Below are 23,853 nucleotides of genomic sequence, written 5' to 3' on the forward strand. Positions count from 1 at the left end.
TATTTTTATGAAGATCCACACTCTATCTGGCTATATTCAGCAAATTTACCTTGTCGAAGAAGAGGCTGGGTTATTGTTACTCGACGGTTGCAGTCGCGCTGACGTGGACAATGTATGTCGTTATATCACCCAGACACTAGGGCGGCCTTTGGGCGATTTAAAATTAATTGTAGTCACTCATATGCATCCCGATCACGCTGGTGGCGCGATGCGACTTCGCGCGCGCACCGGTGCACAAGTGGCGGCTCACCCCAAGGCAGGTCAATGGTATGCGGGATTTGCGGGGCGAGTTGCCCACAGTATCGACCTATTTTTAACATTGTGGGTTGCAAGCCGAATAGGTAAGCCACGTTTGTCGGTGTGGTATCACCCTATTTTGATGGCCGATATCATCTTACACGATGAACAGACCTTACCCGGCTTCGCCAATTGGCAAGTGCTATATACCCCTGGACACACTGACCACGACCTCTCGTTGCTGCATACACCTACGCGACAAGCCTATATTGCCGATGTGTTGGTGCAGGTCAAAGGCCAATTGGTACCGCCATATCCGTTATGCCATCCCAATCAATATCGTGAGACCCTCAAAAAACTAGCCCAGTCACAAATTGATACATTCTTTTGTGCTCATGTCGCACCGACTAAAAAAGCCGATATCGATTTTGAACACGTCATTGATAACGCGCCGCGAAAGCCCAAGAACCACTGGCATTCGAGCAAAAATCGCATTAAGAAAAAGTTGTTTGGGCTAACTAAGGAGCACTAGGGCTTCGTGCTTTTTGGTGTTGCAAGTCAGTTGTTGCGCTAGCCGACCTTGCTTTTATCTTCTTCACAACCACATAGTAGTAATAACGCATTGTCATGTGGTGCTCGGTAAAGCGAGCGACCTGATACAATGCGAATGAGTACTTTGTGAGAAAACGCGTGTGATGACAAAACACTTTAGGGAGTGACTGAGACGCCATGCAGAAAAATATTGCCTCGCTTATTGATAAAACGCGTGCGATGGCGTCTTTCACCAGCGATAAATTGGCTGACGTATTCAGTAAAGAAACTCACCGATTTACTATTACCGGACTGAGTCGCAGTGGCAAATCTATGCTGTTTACCAGCCTAATTACACTGTTAAAAAGTCGCAGTGAAGAAGGGTATGCTTGTTTGCCACTATTGCGCTATTTGCCTCCTTCAAAAGTACTCGATATGCGTATTGAGCCGCTGGAAGGCTACAAACCCTTTCCTCACCTGACCAATATTACCGCGCTGGAAAACGGCCAATGGCCTGATGCGACCGAAGAAGCCTATGGTTTTAAATTGGTGGTACGCTTAAAGCAGACAGCATCAATAAAACGCCACGTGCTTCCCCACAGTGATGTGGTCTTTGAGTTCATAGACTATCCGGGGGAATGGATCACTGACATTCCTATGTTAAGTAAAACCTATGCCCAGTGGTCAGACTCTGCGTGGGCTCAATTGAGCAGTGGCCCTCAACAGTATTTCGCCGACGCTTGGAAAACCCAGGTTAATCGCTTTGACTTTGAGCAGCCCCCTACGCCAGAGCGAATACAGCACTTGGTGAATGCTTATCGCGATTACCTTATTGAGGCAAAAACTAACGGTATATCGTTATTGCAACCGGGGAGTTTCCTGTTGGACTCCAGCGATTTCGACTGGCTGGAATACGGATTTACGCCCTTGCCCTCTAGTATTACCAGCGATGTTTCTCACCCTTGGTACAAGGCGTTTGATGCCCATTTCCGCACGTTTCAAACTAAGTGGTTAACGCCGCTTAAGCAGTCAATATTTAAAGAAACAGATAAGCAGATAATTTTAGTCGATCTCTTTGAAGGGCTTAATCACAGTCGCCAGCACTTGTACCAATTAAAGGAAACCTTGAGTCACTTGGCTGACACTTTTGTTTACGGGCAAAGCAATTGGCTTTCTCGCAACATACTGAAAAAAGAACAAATTGGCAAAGTGGCTTTTGTTGCTACAAAAGCAGACTTAATACCTGCCAGCCAGCGACCTAACCTATTGCAATTGCTGACCCAAATAACAGAAGGCGCAAGAGCACGCTTTACCGATAAGCCCATCACCTTTGAACATTTTTTGGTCTCTGCTATGCAAGTGACAGACGAAGGAAGCACCGAACATGCTATTCGCTACAAGGACAGTCAAGGTCGCTACGTTGAATCGACGTTTGAGACTATCCCGAGTACATTAAAAGAGATGGACGAGGGAAGTCACTTTCCCACGGAAGACGTATGTGTACCACCGGACTATAAAGCACGTATATTGGCGGGCAAGGGGCTAGACAGACTGCTCCAATTTTTATTGGAAGGAGAGCGGGAATGAGTAATACACCACACCCTTACAAAGACGAGCATAACACCCTCGACACTGCTTACGAGAAGGGAGACGAGCAACAGGGTGAGAGTACGTCACAGCAAAAGCGTATCCGACCTCAATACAAAGCTAAAGTCACCACCCAGGCGCTAGATATCGCTCAACCGCAAACCCACTTACCTCAGCAGATGTCAGAAGACGTATGGGAAGTGGAAACCCAAAATGAAGGGATGCCGTTAGGCAGTCTGACACTGGGTTTTGGGGTGATATCCCTGCTGGGCTTTTTTGTATTCGATGCCTACACTACACTTGCGGCAAATTTTAGCGAACACCCCATTGGAACCGGCGTACTTGGCGCACTGTTGGCGGGTTTCGTGGGATGTTTTGGACTGCTCAGTGCACGGGAATGGCGAGGGTACAAACAGGTGAATACGGCAATGGCTGATGCAGTTGTGATCCGTCAATTAATCGCCAATAAAGGGGCGGATGAAACAGTCGAAAAAGTCAGTGAAATATTATTGAAGCACGGCAGACGATTTTCCAGCCACTCCTATGCAGCGTATTGTTTTTCAAGATACCAACAGCAGCTGCAAAGTGATATGAGTGCACCTGAACGATTGGGCTTATACGAAGACACAGTACTTAAACCGGTTCAGGAAAAAGCACAGAAGGTGTTGAACAAAGAGTCGGTAACCGCAGGAAGCTTAGCCTTTATTAGTCCCAACAATTTAATTCAGACACTGGCAGTGGTGTGGATTAGCTTTAGGACGATTAGGCGCATGGCCAAAGTATACGGTGTTCGACCGGGTACTGCGGGGAACTGGAAGCTATTGAAAGTATTGGCGCAAAATATTGCTGCTCAGGGAATATTTGACCTTGCTACCGATGAAGTGGCAAACCAAATAGGGGGCAGTTTGTCGGCTAAATTTATGGAAAACTCAGCCGAAGCCATCGCCGCGGGAGCACTTAATGCCAGACTCGGCAGAGCCTTAATTAAGCTTCTGAACTAGTTTCACAAAGGGCGCGTTAAAGCGCCTTTTTCGTCGGCACCACCACGTTGGCGAAAATTAAGCCGGCCACCAGTGACATAAAGATCAAAAATACTTCCTGCCCTAAATGGTCAGCTTTGACAAAATCCTGACCTGTCATAAATGAGTTCAGGCCAATATAGGTTTTTGACCCCGGCACCAACACAATTAAACCATGCATGGCGACAATAGTGGCGGGTTGGTTAGCTATACGCGTAAACGCATTTGCAAAGATCCCCAACGCAAAAGCGCCGACGAATGCACCTAAACCCGGGCTCATATAATCTGAACTCCACGCGGTGGCACTATAGGCAATAAAGGCCGCAGCCAGTGCCCAGGGAATATGTTTGATGCGCGTACGGAATATGGCCACAAGTGCGATACACAATAAGAATACCGCCAACCAGGTCGCCCAGTACGGCAACGACTCAGCCGGTGAATAAATGTTTTCACCAAATGCGCTAAAGCCCACAGAAACACCCAGAAAAGCACCAAAATAGAGCTTGAATAGTTGCATAATGGCATCCATGGTGCGGGCAGTACCAGAAACCATATTGCGGGATGACAACTCAGCCAGTCCCATGGTGAGAGCAAGACCAGGCACGAAGACAATCACCGAAGACAGCACGACAAGAGGAATATTGATCCCAGGATCAATATAGCGACTTATTGCGCACGCCAATATACCGCCGACAAAGGCAGTAACAGGCTCAAGCATTAAATTAACTCGTTTGGATTGCTGCGCCCATAATGTCCACAAATAGGCCACAATACCCAGGGCTCCAGACCATACAATTTCACTTAAGCTGGCGCCCATCAATATTGCGAATGCCCCCGTTGCCATTGCAAAGGCGACGCCTGTCACTACCTTGCCATAAGGGCTGCCCATCGCATCAATTTTATTGAGGCGTTTATCTGCTTCACTTAGCGTTAATTTGCCTGCCAATAGCTCACTGGCGAGCTCATCAGTCAATGACAGCGCATTCATATCCAGTTCACCGGGTAATAGTCTAGCCGCATGGCTGTATTCGTCTTCGTGGCGGTCGCTCCAAATGACAAAGGTCAACGAAGTGGGAGTAGAGATAAAAGACGCGTGGACACCTAAATACTTAGCTACTTCGCCGAGATAGGCTTCGAGGCGGAACGCCGGCGTACCGTACTTGTGCAACATTTTGCCAAGCTTCACAATAAATCTTCGAATTTGAATAAATTCAACGGTATCCAACGCTATTTCCTTAACATTCAGTGTGTGTAATATGATCTATCAGCGACAAAAAAGCCAGACCAACCAAAGGTTGTCTGGCTAAATTTTCGGCGGATTGTACGGAGGCTTTAAAGGGAAATCAAAACATATTTTTTCTTATTTACCCTCAAAAAATCTCATCACAACAAGGGGTAAACTACTTGCATTTCATGAATGGCTTTCAGACGTGAAGACTAAAGGAGAAGTAATCATAACCTCTGCGTTGTACTGCCCTCGTAAATTTGCTTGACTACTTAAGGTACGCAGGCTGGCAAATTGCGCGACTTTGTGTGGTATAAAAAAACGCTCAGTCATGTGTCATGACGAGCGTTCTTACTATCTCTGCGTAATGTGTGTAAGTATTAACTTACCTGTTGTTGACCTTCTTTATATAGCTTGAGGGCAGTCGCATTATCTTGTTTGCGCTCACTGATAGCTGATAGCAGCAACAAATCATTTTTGCGCGCTTTCATCTTTTTCGCTTTTAACAGGGCTTTTTCTGCTAAAACGTCGTCACCAGAATTAAAGGCTACCTGGCCTAATGTAGAGTAGAATTCAACATTGTTTTCATCATGCTTAATCCAATTTTCTAACAGCCGTAATGTAGGCGTAGAATCAGGAATATTTAGCTGAGTAAACAGCGGGAACAGCGTACTGTTTGGCCCCCGCTTTTGCCATTCAACTAGTAGCTGCTGGGCATCGGCGTGCATGCCCTGCTCAAGAAGTTGTTGAATATAGGCCGCGCGATAGGCGTCATCGTGACGTAATTTTCGCGGTAGGCTTTCCCAATATGCCTTCAACTCTACTGCACCTTGTTTGCTGGCAATTTCCGCAAATTTGCCTTTAGCAATACGCTGACTCCACTTGGTGTAGTCATCTTTTGATAAGGACTTCCGCCAAGCTGCTAAGTTTTCCTGCAATAACTGCCACTTACCTAATTTTGCGAGCAAGTGGGCTCTAAGTTGGATAACTGATGAATTTTCACCTTCCTGAGCGTCAAGCTCATCAAGTTTTTCAAGGGCCTGTTGGTATTTTCCTTCGCCTTCGTCAACACGTGCGTGCATTACGGTGGCGGCGACTTTTGCTTTGGGAAACTGTGCGGCTTGTTGCAGGAAATAGCGAGCCTTTTCTCGATTATTGCCTGTTAACGCTATTTGCGCTGATGCGAGGTAATTAACCCCCTCAAAGTCACCGTTAGTGGTTTTACTCAAGGACTTTTGCGCCGCCTCAAAATTGCCGGCTGCCATTGCATGCAAACCTTCATAAAAAGCACTTTTGCGTTTGCGCTCCCCTAATGCGCCAAACCACTTATGCGATCCGGTAATCAGGCTCAGCGCCCAAAGTGCGGTACGCGAAATCACATACCACCCAATTATCGCGCCAATGAGCAAGATACAAAAGCTGATCACTGTCATCTCAATGGCTGTGTTTCCTAAAGAGATGAGCACATAACCTTTATCACCAAGTAGCATAGGGCCGACAATCATTGCCACTATAAAAGCGGCTATTACCGCAAGGGCTATTACTAACCATTTCATAGTGCGCTTGCTCCTTGTCCGAATACCTGCTTAACACGACTGTCTAGCAATTTCTCCAGAGGTTGCTGAGAGGCGAGTTCGCTTGGAATAGGACGAGAAACATCGGTGCCCATCAGGTTTTGCAGTGCATTGACAAATCCAGTTACTTGCGTGGATCCAGACTTAAATTTGTCATTCAGTATAGTCAGTGCGTATTGCAATGACTGTTGGTATAAGCCTGCTTCAGCTTTAAGTGCTGCGCTTTGAGCATGCATGAGTTGAAGGCGAAGTTGTTCTTTCACCAGAAACTGAGCTTGCAGCGACATGACAGGCTCTACTGGCTCTTCAATAGTTTTTATCGTTAGGAAATCGGCGACTAAAGAACGCCAGACTTTAGCTAAGTTGTCTTTCCAATCGTCCGTCGATTCAGATAGTTGGGTGTCATTGCTATCACTATCTTCAGGTTTTTCAAACGTGTCTAACGGCAATTTATCGATTTGTGCCATCATTCCACTAAGGGCTAATGCCACCGAGCTTTGTGAAACGGGATTGAGCTGTTGCAGGGTTTGGATATCCTCTGCTAGGTGAGCGCGCACTGGCAAAATCGAAGGGTCAGCTAAAGATTTAAGGCGTTTATCGGCATTGACCAATAGCAGAATTGCCGTACGCACGTCATTTTCCAGCCACAACTTGCGACCCGCCATGCGTACCAGATAATCCGCTTCAGCGATAAGCCAATCTGCAGGCCGGCGGCCTTCCATGTTGTTGAGTTGCTCTAACGTAGATTTCAGCTGAATATCCAATGCATCATTTTTGGATTTAAGTTCATTCAGCGAATTTTTAAGTGCCTCGTTGGTTTGAGTGACTTCCCGCAATGATGCATTGATAGCCGTGCGTTCTTTTTCAATAGCGTTAAATTGAGATAATTGTTGTTGTTGGACTATAGACGTTTGCTGGCTGGCATTGCTTTGTTGCAAATAATACCAATAACCTGCCCCTGCCATACCGATTACCAACAAAAATATAACGAGTACGACAAACCACAGTAAACCATTACCCGACGACTTTTTGGATGTATCTGCTTGGCGGGTGGAAGGCGCAGAAGAGGCAGATTTGTTGACCGTCTCTTTTTTATTTGCCGCGTTTTCTATAGCCTCTTGTTGAGTGCTATTGTCTTTATTATCTGCCATTCAATACTCCCAATTATCCTTTACCCAGGCAATAAGCGCCTGATCGGTGGCTCGATGGCACACCCCAACGCGTTTAATACCGCTTTGTATCAGTGTGCTTTTAACCCGTTCGCTAACGGTTAGCCATGGCAGTTGCACAAGTGCATCGCCATATTGGCTTAGCAGTTGTTGCGCCATGGCTTCGCTTGTAGCGATAATGCCGCTAACGTCGCCAATTTTCCATCGTTTTGTGCTTATAGGGCACGCAAGTTGTTCGCGCTTATACACACAGAAAGTACGGACATCGCCTCCTTTGAGCTGTATACCTTGTTCAATGGTGTCGCGACCACCTTCACCTTTAATAATAACGATTTGTTTGCCATTTTCCTCATTGAGTTGATGCATTGCCAATATTCCTTCTGACGTATGCACGTTAGGTGTGGATACTTCAGCTGACGTTATTCGAGACAATCCAGCGCTTAACTTTTGCGCTGTAGCGTCTCCAATAGCAATGAATTCAGGGCATGGCTTCTGTATCTTCTTCAACGCATCTGCACTTTCAACGGCACAATCTACGGCGTAAACGCTGGTCACAATGACAATATCAACCTTATTGCCAGTGAGGAACGCTTTGACTGCCTCAAATTGAGACGGTATCAACACTATATCTGAGGTTGCAACGCCTACCGCATTGATCCCAGCCTTCTCAAACGCTTCAGCGCTTGTCGTTAATTTGGGGCGAGGACGGGTAAACAGCAACATGGCAATCTAATATGGTGCGATGAATTAATTATAAAGCGCTTTAAGGATCTCACCAGCACCCTGCTTAAGTAATGCTTCGGCCACTTCTACCCCTATATCGCTTGCGTTCTCCCGTGAAGCGGTCGCTGAGGCAAATAATAGCTCAGAACCATCTGGCTTACCGACCATACCCGTCAATGTCAGCGTATTGCCATCAAGTGTGGCAAAGCTACCGATAGGTACCTGACACCCGCCTTCTAGTCGCTCGTTCATAGCCCGCTCAGCCGTCACTCTGGTTTGCGTGTCTACATGGTTAAGTGCTTGTAAAAGTTCAATTAATTCAATATCGTCATTGCGACATTCTATACCCACTGCACCTTGTCCTACGGCAGGCAAAGAGATATCAGCAGCGAGTGGCATGCGAATGCGCTCGGCCATCTCAAGGCGAATTAGCCCTGCAGAAGCCAGAATAATGGCGTCGTATTCCCCTGCGTCCAGTTTCGCAAGACGGGTATTTACATTACCCCGTAAGTCTTTAATAACGAGATCTGGGCGATACTTTCTAATTTGACATTGACGGCGCAAGCTTGAAGTACCCACTACTGCACCTTGGGGCAACGCATCGAGACTGTCATACTGGTTGGAGACAAAGGCATCGAAGGGATTTTCTCGCTCGCATATCGCATGTAGACCAAACCCTTCTGGAAAGGCTACTGGCACGTCTTTCATAGAATGAACAGCAATATCGGCACGGCCTTCTAACATAGCCACTTCAAGTTCTTTAATGAAAAGCCCTTTGCCACCAATTTTCGCTAATGGTGTATCGAGAATCTTATCACCTTGGGTACTCATGGGAACCAACTCCACCGTAAGCGACGGATAATGCGCGACTAACTTTGCTTTCACATACTCCGCTTGCCATAGTGCCAGCGCACTTTTTCTGGTGGCAATTCGAATGGTGCGCTTTACGTTGAGTTGACTCATGATTAATCCAAAAAATAAATATTTAAAACAGGGTAGTATTCTCCCAGCTAGTATACGCTTTTTCTACCCAGATGCATGAAAATAGCCGCAGTTTCTGTGATAGATATGCCCTTAAATCCACGTTATGCTATTAGACGGAAAAAAGACGCTAATAATAACAAATGGGATTGGGGAAGTATGGATCACTCATCACTTCGAAAACTGCTGCGAAGTACGCAAAAAGGTGAGGCAGAAAATAAACGCAGGCGCTTGACCCTTTATTTTATTTCCTATGTGGGTGGCACCATTATGGCTATTATGGCCATGCTTCATGTCAATGCCGGAAATACATTGCTAGTAGCTGCATTAGGTGCGTCTGCCGCAGTAATGTATGTCAACGTAGCCCTTTCTCACCTGCTACCCAATAACAATAGCTTCTATTATGTGGCGGGGCTCATTGTTTGTTTTACTATCAACACGTTAGTGTACACAGGTGGGTTAAACAATACGGGCTTGTATTTTATATTTCCATTGCTGTTTATTCAGATTGTGGTGGTGCAATTTAAACCCGCCATTGCTTATGTTGCGGTAACGTTGGGCATTGCCAGTGTTCTTCTGTATAACCAGGAGCTAATAGCCGCAGAGTATCCCCCTGAGCACGTCTCTCGTTTTATTATTGCGACGTGTTGTTTTGTGTGTGTGGCATTTATCGGAGAGAATTTCTGGCACCAAAGCCGCATAGAAATGCTTAAAGACAATTTAGAGCGCGTGCGTCAGGCCAATACCGATCCGTTAACTAAACTACCAAATCGACGTTTTTTAGAAGCTGTTTTCTTTGAAAAAGTTATGCAAGATCCCGTTGCTTACTTTCCACTTAGTGCGGTAGTAGTCGATCTCGACTATTTTAAAACCATCAATGACTCTTATGGTCATGATATTGGTGATGAAGTGCTTGTACACGTGACGTCAGTGATGAAAGACGCGGTGCGTGCCACTGATGTCGTCGCGCGAACGGGTGGAGAAGAATTCTTAGTCTTATTTCCTCATGCGTCGTTAAGCCAAGCAGTTAAACTGGCTGAAAACATACGTCAGGCCATTGAACAAAGTCCTTTTGTGAAAGGGGATATTAATCACCCCATCACCGCGAGTTTTGGCGTGGCTACTGCGCTTACGGATAGCAATATTAATGCGGCGTTAAAACAAGCTGATGACAATCTTTATATCGCGAAGAAGCGCGGCAGAAACTGTGTCGTAGAGTAAACGGTCGATAAAGCGATATCGACCGATAAGGCAAAGTGTGATCAGGCGAGAACGTTTTGTAGCCAACCACTAATGTCGTTAAGTTCCTGCATGCACACGTTGTGTTGCATATTGTATGTTTGCCAAGTGGCATTGAAGTGGTTTTCTTTCAGAGTGGTGTAGGCTGCGTTACCCATGAAAACGGGCACCACTTCGTCAAGATCGCCGTGGGCCATCATAATGGGCGTCTCACGATTAGTGTCGGTAGCTTCACTGGCTAACAGTGAGGGCTCACACAGATACGTCGACAACGCGAGGATCCCTGCCAGTTTATGTTTCACCCTTGTCGCTAAATGAAGGGCGATGACACCACCTTGAGAGAATCCGGCCAGAACAATCCGGTTTGCAGGAATGCCATTTTCGATTTGGTCGTTAAGGAGCTGTTCGACAAGTTCAGCTGACTCTCGTACACCTGTTAAATCAGCGCGACTGTTGAAATCCAAAGACTTAATATCGTACCAAGCCCGCATGCACATACCACCGTTTATGGTGATTGCTCGCTCTGGGGCATGGGGAAAGATAAATTTTATAGCCATGGATTCAGGCAATTTTAGTTCAGGTACAATGGGGGCAAAACCGTGTCCAGAATCGCCAAGTCCATGTAGCCAGATAACGCAGGCTTCCGGTGTAGATTGAGGGTTTAATTCTACACACGGCAGAAGTTGCTGAGTCATTCAGTTGTTCCTATTCGTCTTGTTTCCTGAAACTAATGGGTATCGAGAACCGCATTAGCACTTATTTCTTTTATTATTATTTGATGTCACTTCGATGATACCGCAGGACACCTGCACAACCGACCTTGGCAATCGCTATTACGGCAGTTGACCTTAGTATGCTATCATTGCCAATTGAAATAACCATATCATGAAAGAACGTTAATACCCTATGGCTTCATTACTCGGCAACCTCTTTATTCTTGCTGCACCTTCAGGTGCAGGAAAATCAAGCCTGATAAAGGCGTTAATGGAAAAGTATCACGGCAATCAAACTTCGCCAATGCAAGTGTCTGTGTCACATACGACACGTCAGCCTCGACCGGGAGAAGTCGATGGTGTGCATTATCACTTCGTCAGTCATGAGCAGTTTGAAGCATTAATCGAGCAGGGTGTCTTTTTTGAATATGCAGAAGTGTTTGGCAATTACTATGGCACCTCTCGCGTCACTATTGCACAAACCCTTCACAAGGGGATCGATGTGTTTTTGGATATTGATTGGCAGGGCGCTCGCCAAGTCAAGCAATTAATGCCTGATACCTGTGGCATCTTTATTCTGCCGCCGTCGCTGGATGTGCTTGAGCAGCGTTTAAACAGCAGGGGACAAGATAGCGATGAAGTAATTGCAGGGCGAATGTCTCAAGCGGTCGGGGAAATGTCGCACTTTAATGAATTTGATTACGTTATTGTGAATGATGACTTTGCGACGGCATTGAACGATCTTGACGCTATTGTGACGGCTCAGCGGTTGAGAACCGCAAAACAGCAGATGCGGCATCAGCCTTTGATGGACGAATTACTCGGTAGCGCGTAAACTTAACTGGCAATGGGATCAGTGAGATCTGGCTGCCGTAATTTCAAACAAAATACTAGGATCGCGCTATACAACTGTGTATACTACGCGGCCGTTTTTTGAATAACTTGCTCAACCTAATTTTCGGAGAAATACATGGCTCGCGTAACTGTAGAAGATGCCGTAGATAAAATTGGTAACCGCTTTGACCTAGTGCTTGTTGCTGCACGCCGTGCACGACAAATTGCCACTGAAGGCAAAGATCCTATGGTTGACGTTCAAAATGATAAGCCAACTGTAACTGCACTACGTGAAATCGAAGAAGGTTTAGTGACAGCAGCGACACTTGAACAAGCAGAGCTTCAAGCGCAAGAACAGCAAGAGCACGCAGAGTTCGCATCAGTTGCTAACATTCTGTCTGAACAGTAAAAACGCTTTTTAACCGCTTTTACAAGTAATTTGGCGCCAGTGCTTTGAAAAAAGCACTGGCGCTTTGCTTTTGGTGTATTGGCTTATTACTTAATTAAACGTATTCTTAAAGGGTAGAAAGCAACGAGGGTCACGCGGCACTGTGTATTTGTTTGAAGGTTTAAAGCAGAAAGTATTAGAGTATTTATCAGCTGACCGAGTTCAGCTGGTACAAGATGCTTTTGTGCTGGCGCAAGAGGCGCACGATGGTCAAATGCGTTCAAGCGGTGATCCATACATCACACACCCAGTTGCAGTAGCAGGCATTCTCGCTGATATGCATCTGGACCATGAAACCATCATGGCTGCGCTACTTCACGATGTTATTGAAGATACCCATTACAGCAAAGAAGATCTAGCGGAAGCGTTTGGTGACACAGTAGCTGAGTTGGTTGAAGGGGTAAGTAAACTCGACAAGCTCGCGTTTAGTACCAAACAAGAAGCACAGGCGGAAAACTTCCGCAAGATGATGATGGCGATGGTACAAGACATCCGCGTTATCCTCATCAAACTGGCTGACCGCACGCACAATATGCGCACGTTAGGCTCACTTCGCCCCGACAAGCGCCGTCGTATTGCACGAGAGACGCTGGAAATATATGCGCCCATCGCCCATAGGTTGGGTATTCACGATATTAAAAACGAATTGGAAGACCTGGGCTTTCTGGCCATGTATCCCATGCGCCATCGCGCACTGAAATCTGCTGTGCGCCAAGCTCGTGGAAACCGCAAAGAAATCATCGAAAATATTCGCGAAGAACTAAACACGCGTTTAGAAGCCTATAACATTGAATCCGATGTGCTGGGGCGGGAAAAACACCTTTATTCCATTTACCGCAAAATGAAAAACAAAGAACTGATGTTCAACGAGGTAATGGATATTTACGCGTTTCGTATCGTAGTCAGTTCGGTAGACAATTGTTATCGCGCCTTAGGTGCGATGCACGGCTTGTATAAACCTATTGAAAACCGCTTTAAAGACTACATTGCCATTCCGCGTACCAATGGCTATCAGTCGCTACATACCTCGCTTATTGGTCCCCACGGTATTCCGGTAGAAATTCAGATCCGCACGCAGGAAATGGATCAAATGGCTGATAAAGGAGTGGCAGCACACTGGCTATATAAAGAACCTGGTGACAACGGCACCACCGCGCAGCTTCGCGCACGTAAGTGGATGCAAAGCCTGCTTGAATTGCAACAGTCAGCCAGCTCTTCTTTTGAATTTATCGAGTCAGTAAAAACGGATTTATTCCCTGATGAAATCTATGTGTTTACCCCTGACGGTAGAATTATTGAGCTACCCACAGGGGCGACAGCAGTAGATTTTGCCTATGCGGTTCACTCGGATGTAGGGAATACCTGCGTCGGTGTGCGGGTAGAACGCAGGAACTTTAGTCTGAGTAAGCCGTTAGAAAACGGTCAGACCGTCGAAATTATTACTTCACCTAAAGCCAAGCCTAACGCCAATTGGCTGAACTTTGTGGTGAGTGCCCGTGCTCGCACCCGAATTCGTCAGTATTTGCGTAAGCAGCATTCGCAAGAAGCGGTGAATATGGGTAATCGTTTACTACGTCATGCACTTGGTGCGGTCAAACTAGACGATATTCCACAAGCGGATATCGATCGGGTCGTGGCCGAAACTAAGCACGATAGCTTTGAAGATTTGCTGGTAGATATTGGGCTGGGTAACGAATTAAGCGCCATTGTTGCTCGCCGTCTTTTAGGGGAAAGTACACTCGATCTTTCCGACAAAAAAGGCAATGTGGCAATTCGAGGAACGGAAGGCCTGCTGGTTCACTATTCTCGCTGTTGTCACCCAATACCCGATGATGAAATTGTCGCGGTACTCAGCCCGGGTCGTGGCATGACAATCCATCAAACCGGGTGTAACAACATTCGCAAGCTCACCCGAGAAGAGCCCCAACGAGTATTGCCAATGCAATGGGACGACAATCCACAAGGTGAGTTTAAAGCCTCGTTGCGCATTGAGTTATTTAACCACCAAGGCACACTGGCAACGTTAACTAACACTATCTCCGGCTGCGATTCCAATATTATTGGTCTGCAAACCGAGGAAAAAGAGAGTAATATCTATTTCATTGACCTAGAACTTACCACACACAACCGTGTGCACCTGGCTCGCGTAATGAAGAAAATACGCACTATGCCAGAAGTTCAGAAAGTGTCTCGTCATAGTCAATCACGACACTGATTTATTAAATATTTAGGAAACATTATGTCTAAGTCTATTATTCAGACCGATAAGGCACCTGCAGCTATTGGTACATACAGCCAGGCAGTGAAAGCAGGTACGACTGTATATCTTTCGGGCCAAATTCCTCTAGTGGCCGATACTATGGAAATGGTTTCTGACGATTTTGAAGCACAAGCTGTGCAAGTGTTTGAAAACATCAAAGCCGTGTGTGACGCTGCTGGCGGTACGACCAATGATCTGGTTAAAGTAAACATCTTCCTTATCGACCTTAGCCATTTTGCAACGGTCAACGAAATTATGAGCCGTTACTTTACTAAGCCTTATCCAGCACGTGCAGCTGTACAGGTTTCAGCATTGCCAAAAGGCGCCCAAATAGAAATTGATGGCGTGATGGAATTGCCGGAGTAAGCCATGTCACCTGAGCGTTACCAGCGCATAAGACAAGTGCTGGAAAGAAGGCAAACAGACCTGACTGTGTGTCTTGAAAATGTCCACAAGCCACATAACGTGTCTGCAGTGGTACGTACCTGTGATGCTGTGGGTATCCATCGCGTGCATACGGTATGGGAAGAAAAATACCAATTCCGTCGTGGTACCGCCATGGGAAGCCAGCAATGGGTGCGACAAACCAATCACGATAACATTGCTGACGCTATGGCTGCGCTTAAAGGGCAGGGCATGCAGGTGTTAGTGACGCACTTGTCTGATAGTGCCGTTGATTTTCGCGACATCGACTACACCAAACCCACGGCTATTCTGTTTGGGCAGGAAAAGTACGGGGCTACCGATGAAGCCATCGCCATGGCCGATCAAGACATCGTCATTCCCATGATGGGTATGGTGCAGTCGTTAAACGTATCGGTTGCGGCTGCGCTGGTACTCTACGAAGCGCAGCGCCAACGGGCGATTGCCGGTATGTATGACACCCAGCATTTACCTGAAGAAGAATGTCAGGCACTGGCCTTTCAAAACGGTTACCCCCGTTTATTTAAGTTGTGTTCGCGCAAAGGTTTACCTTTCCCTCCAATTAATGCGCAAGGCGAAATAGCCGCAGATGACAGCTGGTGGCAAGAGATGCAAATTACCCAAGCCGAAGCGAATGCGTTAGAAGCAGTGTAACCTACGCCGTAATGAAAGGGTGAATATTCGCTTTAGGTCAACCTTTAAAACTGGCCTAAAGCGTACTCGCCATCGCCCCTACAATCCTTTACACTTCTTTTAATTTTGTCGAGTGAACACTCGTGTTATCAGATATTTAAAAGAAGGACACCGCCCAATGCAAGCACTGGCCACTACACCGATCACCGCGCTTAAAGGCGTGGGCGCCAAGGTGGCAGAAAAGCTCAATAAAATTGGTTTGTTTACCCTTCAGGATATTCTGTTTCATTTACCCCATCGTTATGAAGACAGAACACGCATATACAGCGTGGCAGAATGCCGTCCTTTTACCCATGTCAGCGTACAAGGCGAAGTCATGAGCGCTGATATCCAGTACGGTAAAAAGCGCATGCTGGTGGTTAAAATAAGTGATGGTACGGGGACTATCACACTGCGGTTTTTTCATTTTGGGGCGGTGCAGCGCTCTATTATGACACCGGGTAACACGGTGCGCTGTTTCGGTGAGGTGCGTACTGGCAAGTGGGGCATTGAAATGATGCACCCTGAGTTTAAGTTAGTCGACGAAGACGCTCCGCCCACGGAGGAATCGTTAACCCCAGTTTATCCGACAACAGAAGGTGTAAAACAACTCACGCTTAGAAATTTAACCGAGCAGGCGTTGGCCTTACTGGATAAAGGTGCACTGGCCGACTTGCTGCCAGAGGGTATTTATGACGAGCAAATCAGCCTTAATGAGGCGCTCCATTTGGTTCACAGGCCGCCGCCCGATGTGGATGTGCATGAACTGGAAGAAGGACTCCATCCTGCTCAATACCGATTGATTTTAGAAGAATTGCTATCCTATCACTTAAGTGTGTTAAAGGTACGTAAGTTGTCTGATGCACAACCGGGGATCCCCATTGAGGTGAACCACGCGCTGATTAAAAAGTTATTAGCGCAACTGCCTTTTACCCCAACAGGCGCACAACAACGCGTGGTAGCCGACATTCAAAACGATATGCACCACCCCCGGCCCATGATGCGTCTAGTACAAGGCGATGTAGGCTCAGGTAAAACCTTAGTTGCCGCACTCGCTGCACTATCGGCTATTGGTGCAGGTTATCAGGTTGCCCTAATGGCACCGACTGAGTTGTTGGCCGAGCAGCACGCGACTAATTTTAGAGACTGGCTTGCACCGTTAGGCATTGAAGTAGGGTGGCTCGCAGGCAAGCTGAAGGGAAAGGCACGCAATGAGGTGTTAGCTCGACTTGAAGCTGGTGATATTCAAATGTTGGTGGGTACGCACGCCATATTCCAAGAAAGTGTGAATTATCAGCAATTAGCACTGGTGATAGTAGATGAGCAGCACCGCTTTGGTGTCCACCAACGCTTGGCGTTACGCGATAAAGGTGAACGACAAGGGCGTTATCCGCACCAGCTCATTATGACGGCCACACCAATTCCGCGTACTTTGGCCATGACTGCGTATGCAGATTTGGACACCTCGGTCATAGACGAGCTGCCACCGGGACGAACGCCAGTACAAACAGTGGTGTTGCCCGATACGCGTCGGGCCGATGTGATTGAGCGCGTGCGCCAAGCGTGTAAAGAAAATGGCAGACAAGCGTATTGGGTGTGTACACTGATCGACGAATCGGAAGTGTTGGAATGCCAAGCGGCAGAAGATGCCGCAGTTACTTTGCGCACAGCACTGCCGGATCTTAAAGTCGGGCTTGTACATGGTCGCTTAAAACCCGCTGAAAAAGCGCAGGTAATGGCAGATTTTAAAGATGGCAAGCTGGATTTATTAGTTGCCACTACCGTAATCGAAGTGGGCGTAGATGTACCTAATGCCAGTATTATGATTATAGAAAACCCCGAACGTTTGGGACTTGCCCAGTTACATCAGCTGCGCGGAAGGGTAGGGCGAGGTGCGGTAGAAAGTCAGTGCGTATTGATGTATCAAAGCCCGTTGTCGAAGACGGCTACCCAACGTTTGGGCGTGTTGCGCGAGTCAAATGACGGTTTTTATATCGCCCAACGGGATTTGGAAATTAGAGGCCCTGGAGAGTTTATGGGAACGAAGCAAACGGGGATGGCGGAACTTAAAATAGCCGATCTGGTGCGCGATGCCGCTCTTATTCCGAAAGTTCAGGAAATTGCTTATACCCTATGGGAAAAATATCCCTCTCATGCGCAGGCTATCATTAATCGTTGGATAGGACACAAGGAGCAATACGGCCATGCTTAGCTGTATACCGCTGATCGTAACAACCTCGTCCGACAGTCCCCAATTTGATTTGGATAAGTCGTTGGCAAACACTATCAGCGCAAAGTGGGGGTTCCCTTTGGTGGCTGATAAACCCAAAGAAGGGTTTTACCTTCAAATCAACCACAATGTGTTAGGCCTTGCTGATGCCAGTGAAAAGAAAGTGCTGCCGGTGGAAGTGGATTTTGCATCGCCAGCCAGTTTATATCGCAAGCAACACGGCGGAGGACGCAAAGAAGCCATTGTGAAAGCAATTGGTTTGAAAGGCACTGAAGCCTGGCACGTGGTAGATTCCACACCGGGATTAGGACGTGACGCTTTTGTGTTGGTGAGCGTGGGTTGTAAGGTGACGATGATTGAGCGTTCACCTATTGTCGCGGCTTTATTAGAAGATGGTATTCGCCGATTGGCAATGCGTTTTCCAGATCTTGCTGAGCAAATGACACTTCTTCATGGAAATAGTGCCGAGGTAATGCAATACTTCAATGGTGAGAATGTGAACGCTATTTATTTAGACCCCATGTTTCCACACAAGAAGAAATCAGCCTTGGTGAAAAAGGAAATGCGGCTGTTTCAGCAACTGCTTGGGCACGACCTCGACGCAGATGCGCTGTTACCGCCAGCACTTAAGCTAGCCACGCACCGGGTAGTAGTTAAACGCCCTAACAGTGCAGATGTGCTGGCCGGAGAAAAACCCTCCATGGCAATAGAAAGTAAAAAACATAGATTTGATGTGTATTTGTGTCAAAAACCCTAGGAGAACAACATGATACAAGTTGGTAGCACCTTGCCCGAGGTGGATTTCGGTCTTTTAGTCAATGGCGAAGTGACAAACCCAGGCACTAATGAACTTTTCTCGGACAAGCGCGTTGTGTTGTTTGCAGTACCAGGGGCGTTCACGCCAACCTGTTCACATGCCCATTTACCGGGTTACGTGGCACTTGCAGACAAGATCAAGGCAAAAGGTATTGATAGCATTATTTGTTTGGCAGTAAATGACGCTTTCGTCATGGATGCATGGGGTAAAGCAAACAATGCAGAAGAAATAATCATGTTAGCCGATGGCAATGGCTTTTTTACTAAACAAGTTGGTCTTGATATGAACACCAGTAATTTTGGTGGGTTGCGTTCTCTTCGCTACTCAATGCTAATAGAAGACGGCGTAGTGAAAAAGTTGAATGTTGAAGATCCCGGTCGCTTTGAAGTGAGCGACGCGCAAAGCATGCTTGATAGCCTGTAACGTCGGATTCAACTAAACAGCAAATTACTGTTTAAGCCCGTAGCCTCGGCTACGGGCTTTTTTGTATTACATCACATACATATACTTAGGGGGCATTTTCATTAAAATGTAATCTAGGTATGATCTGAATGCTACAATAAAGTCGTTAATTATCAATGCGCTTGCGTTACGGGATGTCAGTTAAAGCCAACTGAGTATGTCCTAGTTACGTATAGTTAAAGGGTTACAATGTTGAGGTATACAACATTAAGGCTCGTTCAGTTACCTTTACTTGCTTAATGATAATAAGTATCATTTGCGGGAAAAGACACAACGCTTTAGGAATGAATATGACAACAACACTGAAAAAAATGGGTGCCTGGGTAGCGGCTTCTGCGATGACGTTTTCTCTGGCCTCTACCGCGGTGCTCGCCAACGGCGCAATAGGCGATCATGTGAATAACTTGCATGCACACATTGGCGAGTATACCGAAGAGGTTCACTGGCTTGAAAGTAAGTTCGGCAGTGTTGTTGATGCCTATGAAGCAAAAGACAAATCGCTTAAAACCGATGCCCTTATTGAGTTTTGGGAAGAAGTGGATTTCCATTCAGCGATAGAAACCCAATACGTACCCATTTACGCCACAATTTGGCAGGGTATCTATGGTGTAAAAGTTGCCATTGATGAAGGTAAACCTGTGGCTGTTGTACGCGCTGAACAAGAGAAGCTAAATCATGCCTTGTGGCAGGCGTTAGGCGCAGTTAAACTTGCGTCCCAATATCAGAAGAAGGGGTTGGTGGCTAAAGTGACAACCACTGAAAAAGAACCAACTACCGGACCTGAAGTTATCGATGATATTAAAACACGTCTCGATCGCGTAGTGGCGAAATCGGCAGAACAATTACATGAAGTGGCGACGACTTTAGTCCATGACACCTACCTTCAGCGCTTTGAAGGCGTAGAAGGTGACCTTATCGCTCAAGATGCCGCGTTAGTCGAAGATCTGGAAAAAGACTTCAACGTTACGTTGCCACAAGCTATTGCCAGTGACAAAGGCGTAGACAATGTACGCAAAGTGGTAGAAGCCATGCAGGCAAAGCTCGATCGCGCACGCACACTACTGGTAGAAGCTGAGAAAGGGCGTAAAGACGTATTTTAAGGAAGGTTTATGCAACGAAGAACATTCTTACAAGGCTTAGCGGCAGCGGGTGCACTGGGCAGTTTGCCAGTAGGTAACCTGTTTGCAATGACTCCATCAAACAGTGTGTCAGTTGAGTCGCTACCCAAGCTGGAAGGCGATCTGACCCTGTATTTGGGGCGCGGCGAAGGTGGCCTGTATGAGAATGTTCTCAAAGCGATTGAAAAGCGCAATCCAAAATTAAACCTTAAAATTCGCCGAGGTGGCTCCGCTGCTTTAGCCAATACTATTGTGGCGGAAAATAACGCTGGGGTTAAACGGGCTGATCTGTTTTGGGCAGTGGATACCGGTTCAATTGGATTGGTGACGGATGCGGGAGCTGCAAAACCTTTGCCCACAGAACTGACTGCTCAGCTAAAAGAAGGGTTTCAATACCCGAGTTGGTCACCTGTTACGGGACGAATTCGCACCTTGCCCTACAACACTACGCGGGTAAAGCCTGAGCAAATCCCAGACAGCGTGATGGCCTTAGCAGACAGTGATTTAAAAATTGGTTGGGCACCTGCGTATTCTTCTTTTCAGTCGTTTGTGACTGCGATGCGCCTGTTAGAGGGGGATAAGGCGACTAAAGCGTGGCTTAAAGGTGTCAACAAACACGCCAAGAAATACGCTGGTGAATTAGGTGTAGTGATGGGGGTAGAACGGGGTGAGGTGGATATTGGTTTTGCCAATCACTATTACACGCTGCGTTTAAAATCGGGTAAGCCTGATGCTACGGTCGACCTTGCGTACACCAAAAATGATGCGGGTTGCTTAGTAAACGCATCAGGTATTGTTGCGTTAAGTGACGGGGAATTGCCGGTTAACTTCATACGTTACTTATTGTCTCATGAAGTACAAAGTTACTTGGCCCGCGAGGCATATGAAATTCCACTAGTACAAGATGTACCGCCTCCTGAAGGATTAGCGAGCTTAACTACGTTGTCTCCACCAGAAATGGACCTTCGCAAACTGGCGGATTTACGCCCTACTCTTAATTTGATGAGGGATGTTGGCATACTGTGACACATTGGCCAAAGTCGTACCCACTGGCATTACTTATTGCGCTGATGGCTTTATTGCCCGTCGGCGTTTTATTTTCTTTAGCCCAAGATAATGCGCAACTTTTCGATACTCATAATCTTCGCGTACTCGGTAATACGTTATTGCTAGTTGTACTTACCATTATTGGTTCGGTACTCATCGGGGTGCCGTTAGCGTTTCTCACTGCTTATGTGCACATGCCGTTTAAGCGGTTTTGGCTTATTATTTTGGCCGCACCGCTCGCGCTGCCCAGTTATATCGGCGCCTTCGCCATGTATTTTTCCTTTGGACAAGGTGGTGAGATTGAAAATGTGCTGGGTATCACAACACCGCCCATTAACGGATTATGGGGCTCAGCCCTTGTCATGAGTTTGTATACTTACCCCTTCGTGATGATGACCACCCGCTCCACTCTACTGAGCTTAGACGCCAGTTTGGTTAACGCTGCGCGTACTTTGGGGTTGTCGCTTGCTGCGAGTTTATGGCGGGTAGTACTGCCTCGTGTGGTGAACAGTGTGGCAGCAGGTGCGCTTTTAGCCGCGTTGTACGCACTATCTGATTTTGGTACTCCCGCAATAATGGGGTTGGATACCTTTACCCGTGTTATCTTTGTTGAGTACAACGCTTTTGGTCTGAGTCAGGCGGCGATGCTCAGTTTGCAGTTAATGGTTATTGTTTGCCTCATCTTATTTATCGAAAGCCGAATTAGCGGTGCAACAGAGCGCCCAGGCAAACATTTGTCGCTTTTCCCGGCGCGGTGGCAACGCAATCTTATGTTGTTGGCAACCTTACCCGTGGTATTCATGGCAATTGTATTGCCGTTAGCCATATTTACCTTATGGCTGGTACGCGAAGGTGCCGGTGAATTTGATCTTAGCTATGCGTGGAACTCGGCGCATGCGTCGTTTATTGCCGCCATTGTTGCGGTACTACTTGCCATTCCTGTGGCTAATGCAGCAATAGCGGGGAAAGCAGGGCGTTTTATGGAACGCATAACCTATTTTGGCTTTGGTGTACCCGGTATCGTGATGGGTACCGCTTTGGTGTATGTCGGTTTGCAATTACCTGCGTTGTATCAAACTTTGAGCTTGTTGGTGATGGCCTATGTTTTGAGGTTTCTTCCTCTGGCAGTGGGTAGTGTGCGTAGCACTGCAGAGAATATCGACTCTGGGCTGGTAAAGGCCGCTCGGGTATTAGGCGCAAGCCCCCGTGAAGCATTTATGCGAATTACGCTGCCACTTACGCTTCGTGGTATGATAGCCGGTGCAGCACTGGTGTTTCTGGAAGCCATGCGCGAATTACCCGCTACACTCATGTTAGGACCAACAGGTTTTGAAACCTTAGCAACCTATATGTGGCGTGTGTATGAAGCGGGTTATTTTGGCCGTGCAGCTGTACCTGGTTTGTTACTGGTTTTACTCTCGGGCGTGGGCCTTATACTCATGCTGTCAGGAGAACGCAAAGCTCAATTTACCGTAAACGAGGATGATCGTACCCCATGCTAAGTGTGAATAATTTGTCAGTGAATTATGGGACTACCCGTGTTGTCGACAAGTTAAACCTAGAATTAGGTCAAGATGAAATCCTTATGTTAGTGGGGCCTACTGGTTGTGGTAAAACCACCATACTGCAGGCCCTCGCAGGACTTATTCCTATTTCTGAAGGTTCGATGCGCTTAGGGAATTGGGAAAGTACTTCTTCAAAACACGTACCACCAGAAAAGCGCAATGTAGGTATGGTGTTTCAGGACTTCGCGTTATTTCCCCACCTAACGGTACAGCAAAATGTGTGTTTTAGATTAAAAGACACGAAGCTTGCCGATCATTGGTTACATCTTCTGGGACTTGATACCTTACGCGACGCAAAACCTGCGCGTTTATCGGGAGGGCAGAAACAGCGCGTGGCGTTAGCGCGTACTTTGGCTCATGAGCCCGCGTTTGTCTTACTTGATGAGCCCTTGTCGAACCTTGACGCAGCCCTCAAAGACAGCCTTCGCTGGGAGATTCGCGACGCACTTAAAAAGGCTGGCGTGCCTGCTATTTGGGTTACCCACGATCAAGAAGAAGCGCTAAGTGTGGGGGATAGAGTAGGAATATTAAACAAGGGCGTTTTGGAACAATTAGCCACCCCGGAAGCGTGTTATTCTACACCTGCGAGTCGCTTTGTCGCTCGGTTTCTGGGAGAGGCTAGCTTTCTCAGTGCACAGTTTGACAACTCCAAAGTCAACATAAATAACACTGTTATTACCGATATAGGTCAAGTCCCCGGTACGCCCATACAAGGGGCTTGTGGCGAAGTTGATCTATTGGTGCGTCCAGACGACTTAAGCTTAACCACTTCGCACAGTAATCTTAATTGTACCGTTGAATGGGTGCGCTACGAAGGCGAGAGCCGATTGTATGCCGTGGCGCTGGACAACGGGGATGAATTAAAAGTACGCGTAAGTCATGAGAATGCCATTAAACCAGGGTCGCGGGCGCACGTTGAATTAATTACCACCCATCCACTGGCCGTGTTTGTTAAGCCAAACTAGGCGATGGACCAGGC

22 protein-coding genes are annotated in these 23,853 nt (G+C 46.9%); 16 read left to right on the forward strand and 6 right to left on the reverse strand.

Annotated features, from left to right (window positions below):
- Positions 1-7: 7 nt before the first annotated feature.
- The 3 genes from ACMCM8_RS17240 (at position 8) to ACMCM8_RS17250 (ending at position 3,356) form a co-directional block, all read left to right on the forward strand.
- Positions 8-769 (forward strand): MBL fold metallo-hydrolase, encoded by a 762-nt coding sequence (locus ACMCM8_RS17240; protein ID WP_412723877.1) that lies wholly within the window; start codon positions 8-10, stop codon positions 767-769.
- A 197-nt stretch (positions 770-966) separates the two neighbouring features.
- The gene (locus ACMCM8_RS17245; RefSeq protein WP_412723879.1) at positions 967-2,355 is read left to right on the forward strand and encodes a YcjX family protein; all 1,389 of its coding nucleotides are present in this window, start codon (positions 967-969) and stop codon (positions 2,353-2,355) included.
- On the forward strand, positions 2,352-3,356 hold the full coding sequence (locus ACMCM8_RS17250; RefSeq protein WP_412723881.1) for a DUF697 domain-containing protein: 1,005 nt from the start codon (positions 2,352-2,354) through the stop codon (positions 3,354-3,356). Before ACMCM8_RS17245 ends, ACMCM8_RS17250 begins: the two co-directional genes overlap by 4 nt.
- A gap of 16 nt (positions 3,357-3,372) precedes the next feature.
- Here ACMCM8_RS17250 and ACMCM8_RS17255 read toward each other — a convergent pair whose 3' ends face one another.
- The 5 genes from ACMCM8_RS17255 to hemC form a co-directional block, all read right to left on the reverse strand.
- Positions 3,373-4,599 carry a threonine/serine ThrE exporter family protein gene (locus ACMCM8_RS17255; RefSeq protein WP_412723883.1) on the reverse strand — a complete coding sequence of 409 codons (1,227 nt, stop codon included), beginning with the start codon at positions 4,597-4,599 and terminating at the stop codon, positions 3,373-3,375.
- A 380-nt stretch (positions 4,600-4,979) separates the two neighbouring features.
- Positions 4,980-6,155, reverse strand: coding sequence for a heme biosynthesis HemY N-terminal domain-containing protein (locus ACMCM8_RS17260; protein ID WP_412723885.1), 1,176 nt, complete (start codon positions 6,153-6,155; stop codon positions 4,980-4,982).
- On the reverse strand, positions 6,152-7,324 hold the full coding sequence (locus ACMCM8_RS17265; protein WP_412723887.1) for a uroporphyrinogen-III C-methyltransferase: 1,173 nt from the start codon (positions 7,322-7,324) through the stop codon (positions 6,152-6,154). Before ACMCM8_RS17265 ends, ACMCM8_RS17260 begins: the two co-directional genes overlap by 4 nt.
- A complete protein-coding gene (locus ACMCM8_RS17270) occupies positions 7,325-8,065 on the reverse strand; it encodes a uroporphyrinogen-III synthase (RefSeq protein ID WP_412723889.1) in 741 nt (246 codons plus the stop codon).
- A 24-nt stretch (positions 8,066-8,089) separates the two neighbouring features.
- Positions 8,090-9,028 (reverse strand): hydroxymethylbilane synthase, encoded by a 939-nt coding sequence (gene hemC / locus ACMCM8_RS17275; RefSeq protein ID WP_412723891.1) that lies wholly within the window; start codon positions 9,026-9,028, stop codon positions 8,090-8,092.
- 75 nt (positions 9,029-9,103) lie between these two features.
- Here hemC and ACMCM8_RS17280 point away from each other — a divergent pair, with 75 nt between their 5' ends.
- Positions 9,104-10,267, forward strand: a complete 1,164-nt coding sequence (locus ACMCM8_RS17280) for a GGDEF domain-containing protein (RefSeq protein WP_412723893.1) — start codon at positions 9,104-9,106, stop codon at positions 10,265-10,267.
- 41 nt (positions 10,268-10,308) lie between these two features.
- Here the strand turns inward: ACMCM8_RS17280 and ACMCM8_RS17285 are convergent, their stop codons facing one another.
- A complete protein-coding gene (locus tag ACMCM8_RS17285; protein ID WP_412723895.1) occupies positions 10,309-10,980 on the reverse strand; it encodes an alpha/beta hydrolase in 672 nt (223 codons plus the stop codon).
- Between the two features lie 211 nt (positions 10,981-11,191).
- Here ACMCM8_RS17285 and gmk point away from each other — a divergent pair, with 211 nt between their 5' ends.
- From gmk to ACMCM8_RS17345, 12 genes are all read left to right on the forward strand, one after another.
- A complete protein-coding gene (gene gmk / locus ACMCM8_RS17290; RefSeq protein WP_412723897.1) occupies positions 11,192-11,833 on the forward strand; it encodes a guanylate kinase in 642 nt (213 codons plus the stop codon).
- Positions 11,834-11,968: 135 nt separating this feature from the next.
- Positions 11,969-12,241, forward strand: a complete 273-nt coding sequence (gene rpoZ / locus ACMCM8_RS17295) for a DNA-directed RNA polymerase subunit omega (protein WP_334014604.1) — start codon at positions 11,969-11,971, stop codon at positions 12,239-12,241.
- 142 nt (positions 12,242-12,383) lie between these two features.
- Entirely contained in the window at positions 12,384-14,495 is a 2,112-nt protein-coding gene (gene spoT / locus ACMCM8_RS17300) for a bifunctional GTP diphosphokinase/guanosine-3',5'-bis pyrophosphate 3'-pyrophosphohydrolase (protein WP_412723899.1), read from the forward strand.
- Between the two features lie 24 nt (positions 14,496-14,519).
- Positions 14,520-14,906 carry a RidA family protein gene (locus tag ACMCM8_RS17305; protein WP_412723901.1) on the forward strand — a complete coding sequence of 129 codons (387 nt, stop codon included), beginning with the start codon at positions 14,520-14,522 and terminating at the stop codon, positions 14,904-14,906.
- Between the two features lie 3 nt (positions 14,907-14,909).
- Positions 14,910-15,617: a tRNA (guanosine(18)-2'-O)-methyltransferase TrmH gene (gene trmH / locus ACMCM8_RS17310; RefSeq protein ID WP_412723903.1), complete on the forward strand. Its 708-nt coding sequence runs from the start codon at positions 14,910-14,912 to the stop codon at positions 15,615-15,617.
- A 157-nt stretch (positions 15,618-15,774) separates the two neighbouring features.
- Positions 15,775-17,847, forward strand: coding sequence for an ATP-dependent DNA helicase RecG (gene recG / locus ACMCM8_RS17315; RefSeq protein ID WP_412723905.1), 2,073 nt, complete (start codon positions 15,775-15,777; stop codon positions 17,845-17,847).
- Entirely contained in the window at positions 17,840-18,622 is a 783-nt protein-coding gene (locus tag ACMCM8_RS17320) for a class I SAM-dependent methyltransferase (RefSeq protein WP_412723907.1), read from the forward strand. The genes recG and ACMCM8_RS17320 overlap by 8 nt, the downstream gene beginning before the upstream one ends.
- Positions 18,623-18,631: 9 nt before the next feature.
- Positions 18,632-19,105: a peroxiredoxin gene (locus ACMCM8_RS17325; RefSeq protein WP_412723909.1), complete on the forward strand. Its 474-nt coding sequence runs from the start codon at positions 18,632-18,634 to the stop codon at positions 19,103-19,105.
- A gap of 329 nt (positions 19,106-19,434) precedes the next feature.
- Positions 19,435-20,244, forward strand: coding sequence for a hypothetical protein (locus tag ACMCM8_RS17330; RefSeq protein ID WP_412723911.1), 810 nt, complete (start codon positions 19,435-19,437; stop codon positions 20,242-20,244).
- Between the two features lie 9 nt (positions 20,245-20,253).
- A complete protein-coding gene (locus ACMCM8_RS17335) occupies positions 20,254-21,288 on the forward strand; it encodes an extracellular solute-binding protein (RefSeq protein ID WP_412723913.1) in 1,035 nt (344 codons plus the stop codon).
- Positions 21,285-22,811: an ABC transporter permease gene (locus tag ACMCM8_RS17340; RefSeq protein WP_412723915.1), complete on the forward strand. Its 1,527-nt coding sequence runs from the start codon at positions 21,285-21,287 to the stop codon at positions 22,809-22,811. Before ACMCM8_RS17335 ends, ACMCM8_RS17340 begins: the two co-directional genes overlap by 4 nt.
- Positions 22,805-23,839 (forward strand): ABC transporter ATP-binding protein, encoded by a 1,035-nt coding sequence (locus ACMCM8_RS17345; RefSeq protein WP_412723917.1) that lies wholly within the window; start codon positions 22,805-22,807, stop codon positions 23,837-23,839. Before ACMCM8_RS17340 ends, ACMCM8_RS17345 begins: the two co-directional genes overlap by 7 nt.
- Positions 23,840-23,853: the final 14 nt, after the last annotated feature.

Origin of the sequence: Alteromonas sp. D210916BOD_24 (assembly GCF_047159385.1) — a bacterium.
In the GTDB taxonomy this organism is placed as follows: domain Bacteria; phylum Pseudomonadota; class Gammaproteobacteria; order Enterobacterales; family Alteromonadaceae; genus Alteromonas.

Excerpts from the sequence above, each read along its gene's own strand:
- ACMCM8_RS17240 (WP_412723877.1), top strand. The coding sequence starts at position 8 with ATGAAGATCCACACTCTATCTGGCTATATTCAGCAAATTTACCTTGTC.
- ACMCM8_RS17245 (WP_412723879.1), top strand. The coding sequence starts at position 967 with ATGCAGAAAAATATTGCCTCGCTTATTGATAAAACGCGTGCGATGGCG.
- ACMCM8_RS17250 (WP_412723881.1), top strand. The coding sequence starts at position 2,352 with ATGAGTAATACACCACACCCTTACAAAGACGAGCATAACACCCTCGAC.
- ACMCM8_RS17260 (WP_412723885.1), bottom strand. The coding sequence starts at position 6,155 with ATGAAATGGTTAGTAATAGCCCTTGCGGTAATAGCCGCTTTTATAGTG.
- ACMCM8_RS17265 (WP_412723887.1), bottom strand. The coding sequence starts at position 7,324 with ATGGCAGATAATAAAGACAATAGCACTCAACAAGAGGCTATAGAAAAC.
- ACMCM8_RS17270 (WP_412723889.1), bottom strand. The coding sequence starts at position 8,065 with ATGTTGCTGTTTACCCGTCCTCGCCCCAAATTAACGACAAGCGCTGAA.
- hemC (WP_412723891.1), bottom strand. The coding sequence starts at position 9,028 with ATGAGTCAACTCAACGTAAAGCGCACCATTCGAATTGCCACCAGAAAA.
- ACMCM8_RS17280 (WP_412723893.1), top strand. The coding sequence starts at position 9,104 with ATGAAAATAGCCGCAGTTTCTGTGATAGATATGCCCTTAAATCCACGT.
- ACMCM8_RS17285 (WP_412723895.1), bottom strand. The coding sequence starts at position 10,980 with ATGACTCAGCAACTTCTGCCGTGTGTAGAATTAAACCCTCAATCTACA.
- gmk (WP_412723897.1), top strand. The coding sequence starts at position 11,192 with ATGGCTTCATTACTCGGCAACCTCTTTATTCTTGCTGCACCTTCAGGT.
- rpoZ (WP_334014604.1), top strand. The coding sequence starts at position 11,969 with ATGGCTCGCGTAACTGTAGAAGATGCCGTAGATAAAATTGGTAACCGC.
- ACMCM8_RS17305 (WP_412723901.1), top strand. The coding sequence starts at position 14,520 with ATGTCTAAGTCTATTATTCAGACCGATAAGGCACCTGCAGCTATTGGT.
- trmH (WP_412723903.1), top strand. The coding sequence starts at position 14,910 with ATGTCACCTGAGCGTTACCAGCGCATAAGACAAGTGCTGGAAAGAAGG.
- recG (WP_412723905.1), top strand. The coding sequence starts at position 15,775 with ATGCAAGCACTGGCCACTACACCGATCACCGCGCTTAAAGGCGTGGGC.
- ACMCM8_RS17320 (WP_412723907.1), top strand. The coding sequence starts at position 17,840 with ATGCTTAGCTGTATACCGCTGATCGTAACAACCTCGTCCGACAGTCCC.
- ACMCM8_RS17325 (WP_412723909.1), top strand. The coding sequence starts at position 18,632 with ATGATACAAGTTGGTAGCACCTTGCCCGAGGTGGATTTCGGTCTTTTA.
- ACMCM8_RS17330 (WP_412723911.1), top strand. The coding sequence starts at position 19,435 with ATGACAACAACACTGAAAAAAATGGGTGCCTGGGTAGCGGCTTCTGCG.
- ACMCM8_RS17335 (WP_412723913.1), top strand. The coding sequence starts at position 20,254 with ATGCAACGAAGAACATTCTTACAAGGCTTAGCGGCAGCGGGTGCACTG.
- ACMCM8_RS17345 (WP_412723917.1), top strand. The coding sequence starts at position 22,805 with ATGCTAAGTGTGAATAATTTGTCAGTGAATTATGGGACTACCCGTGTT.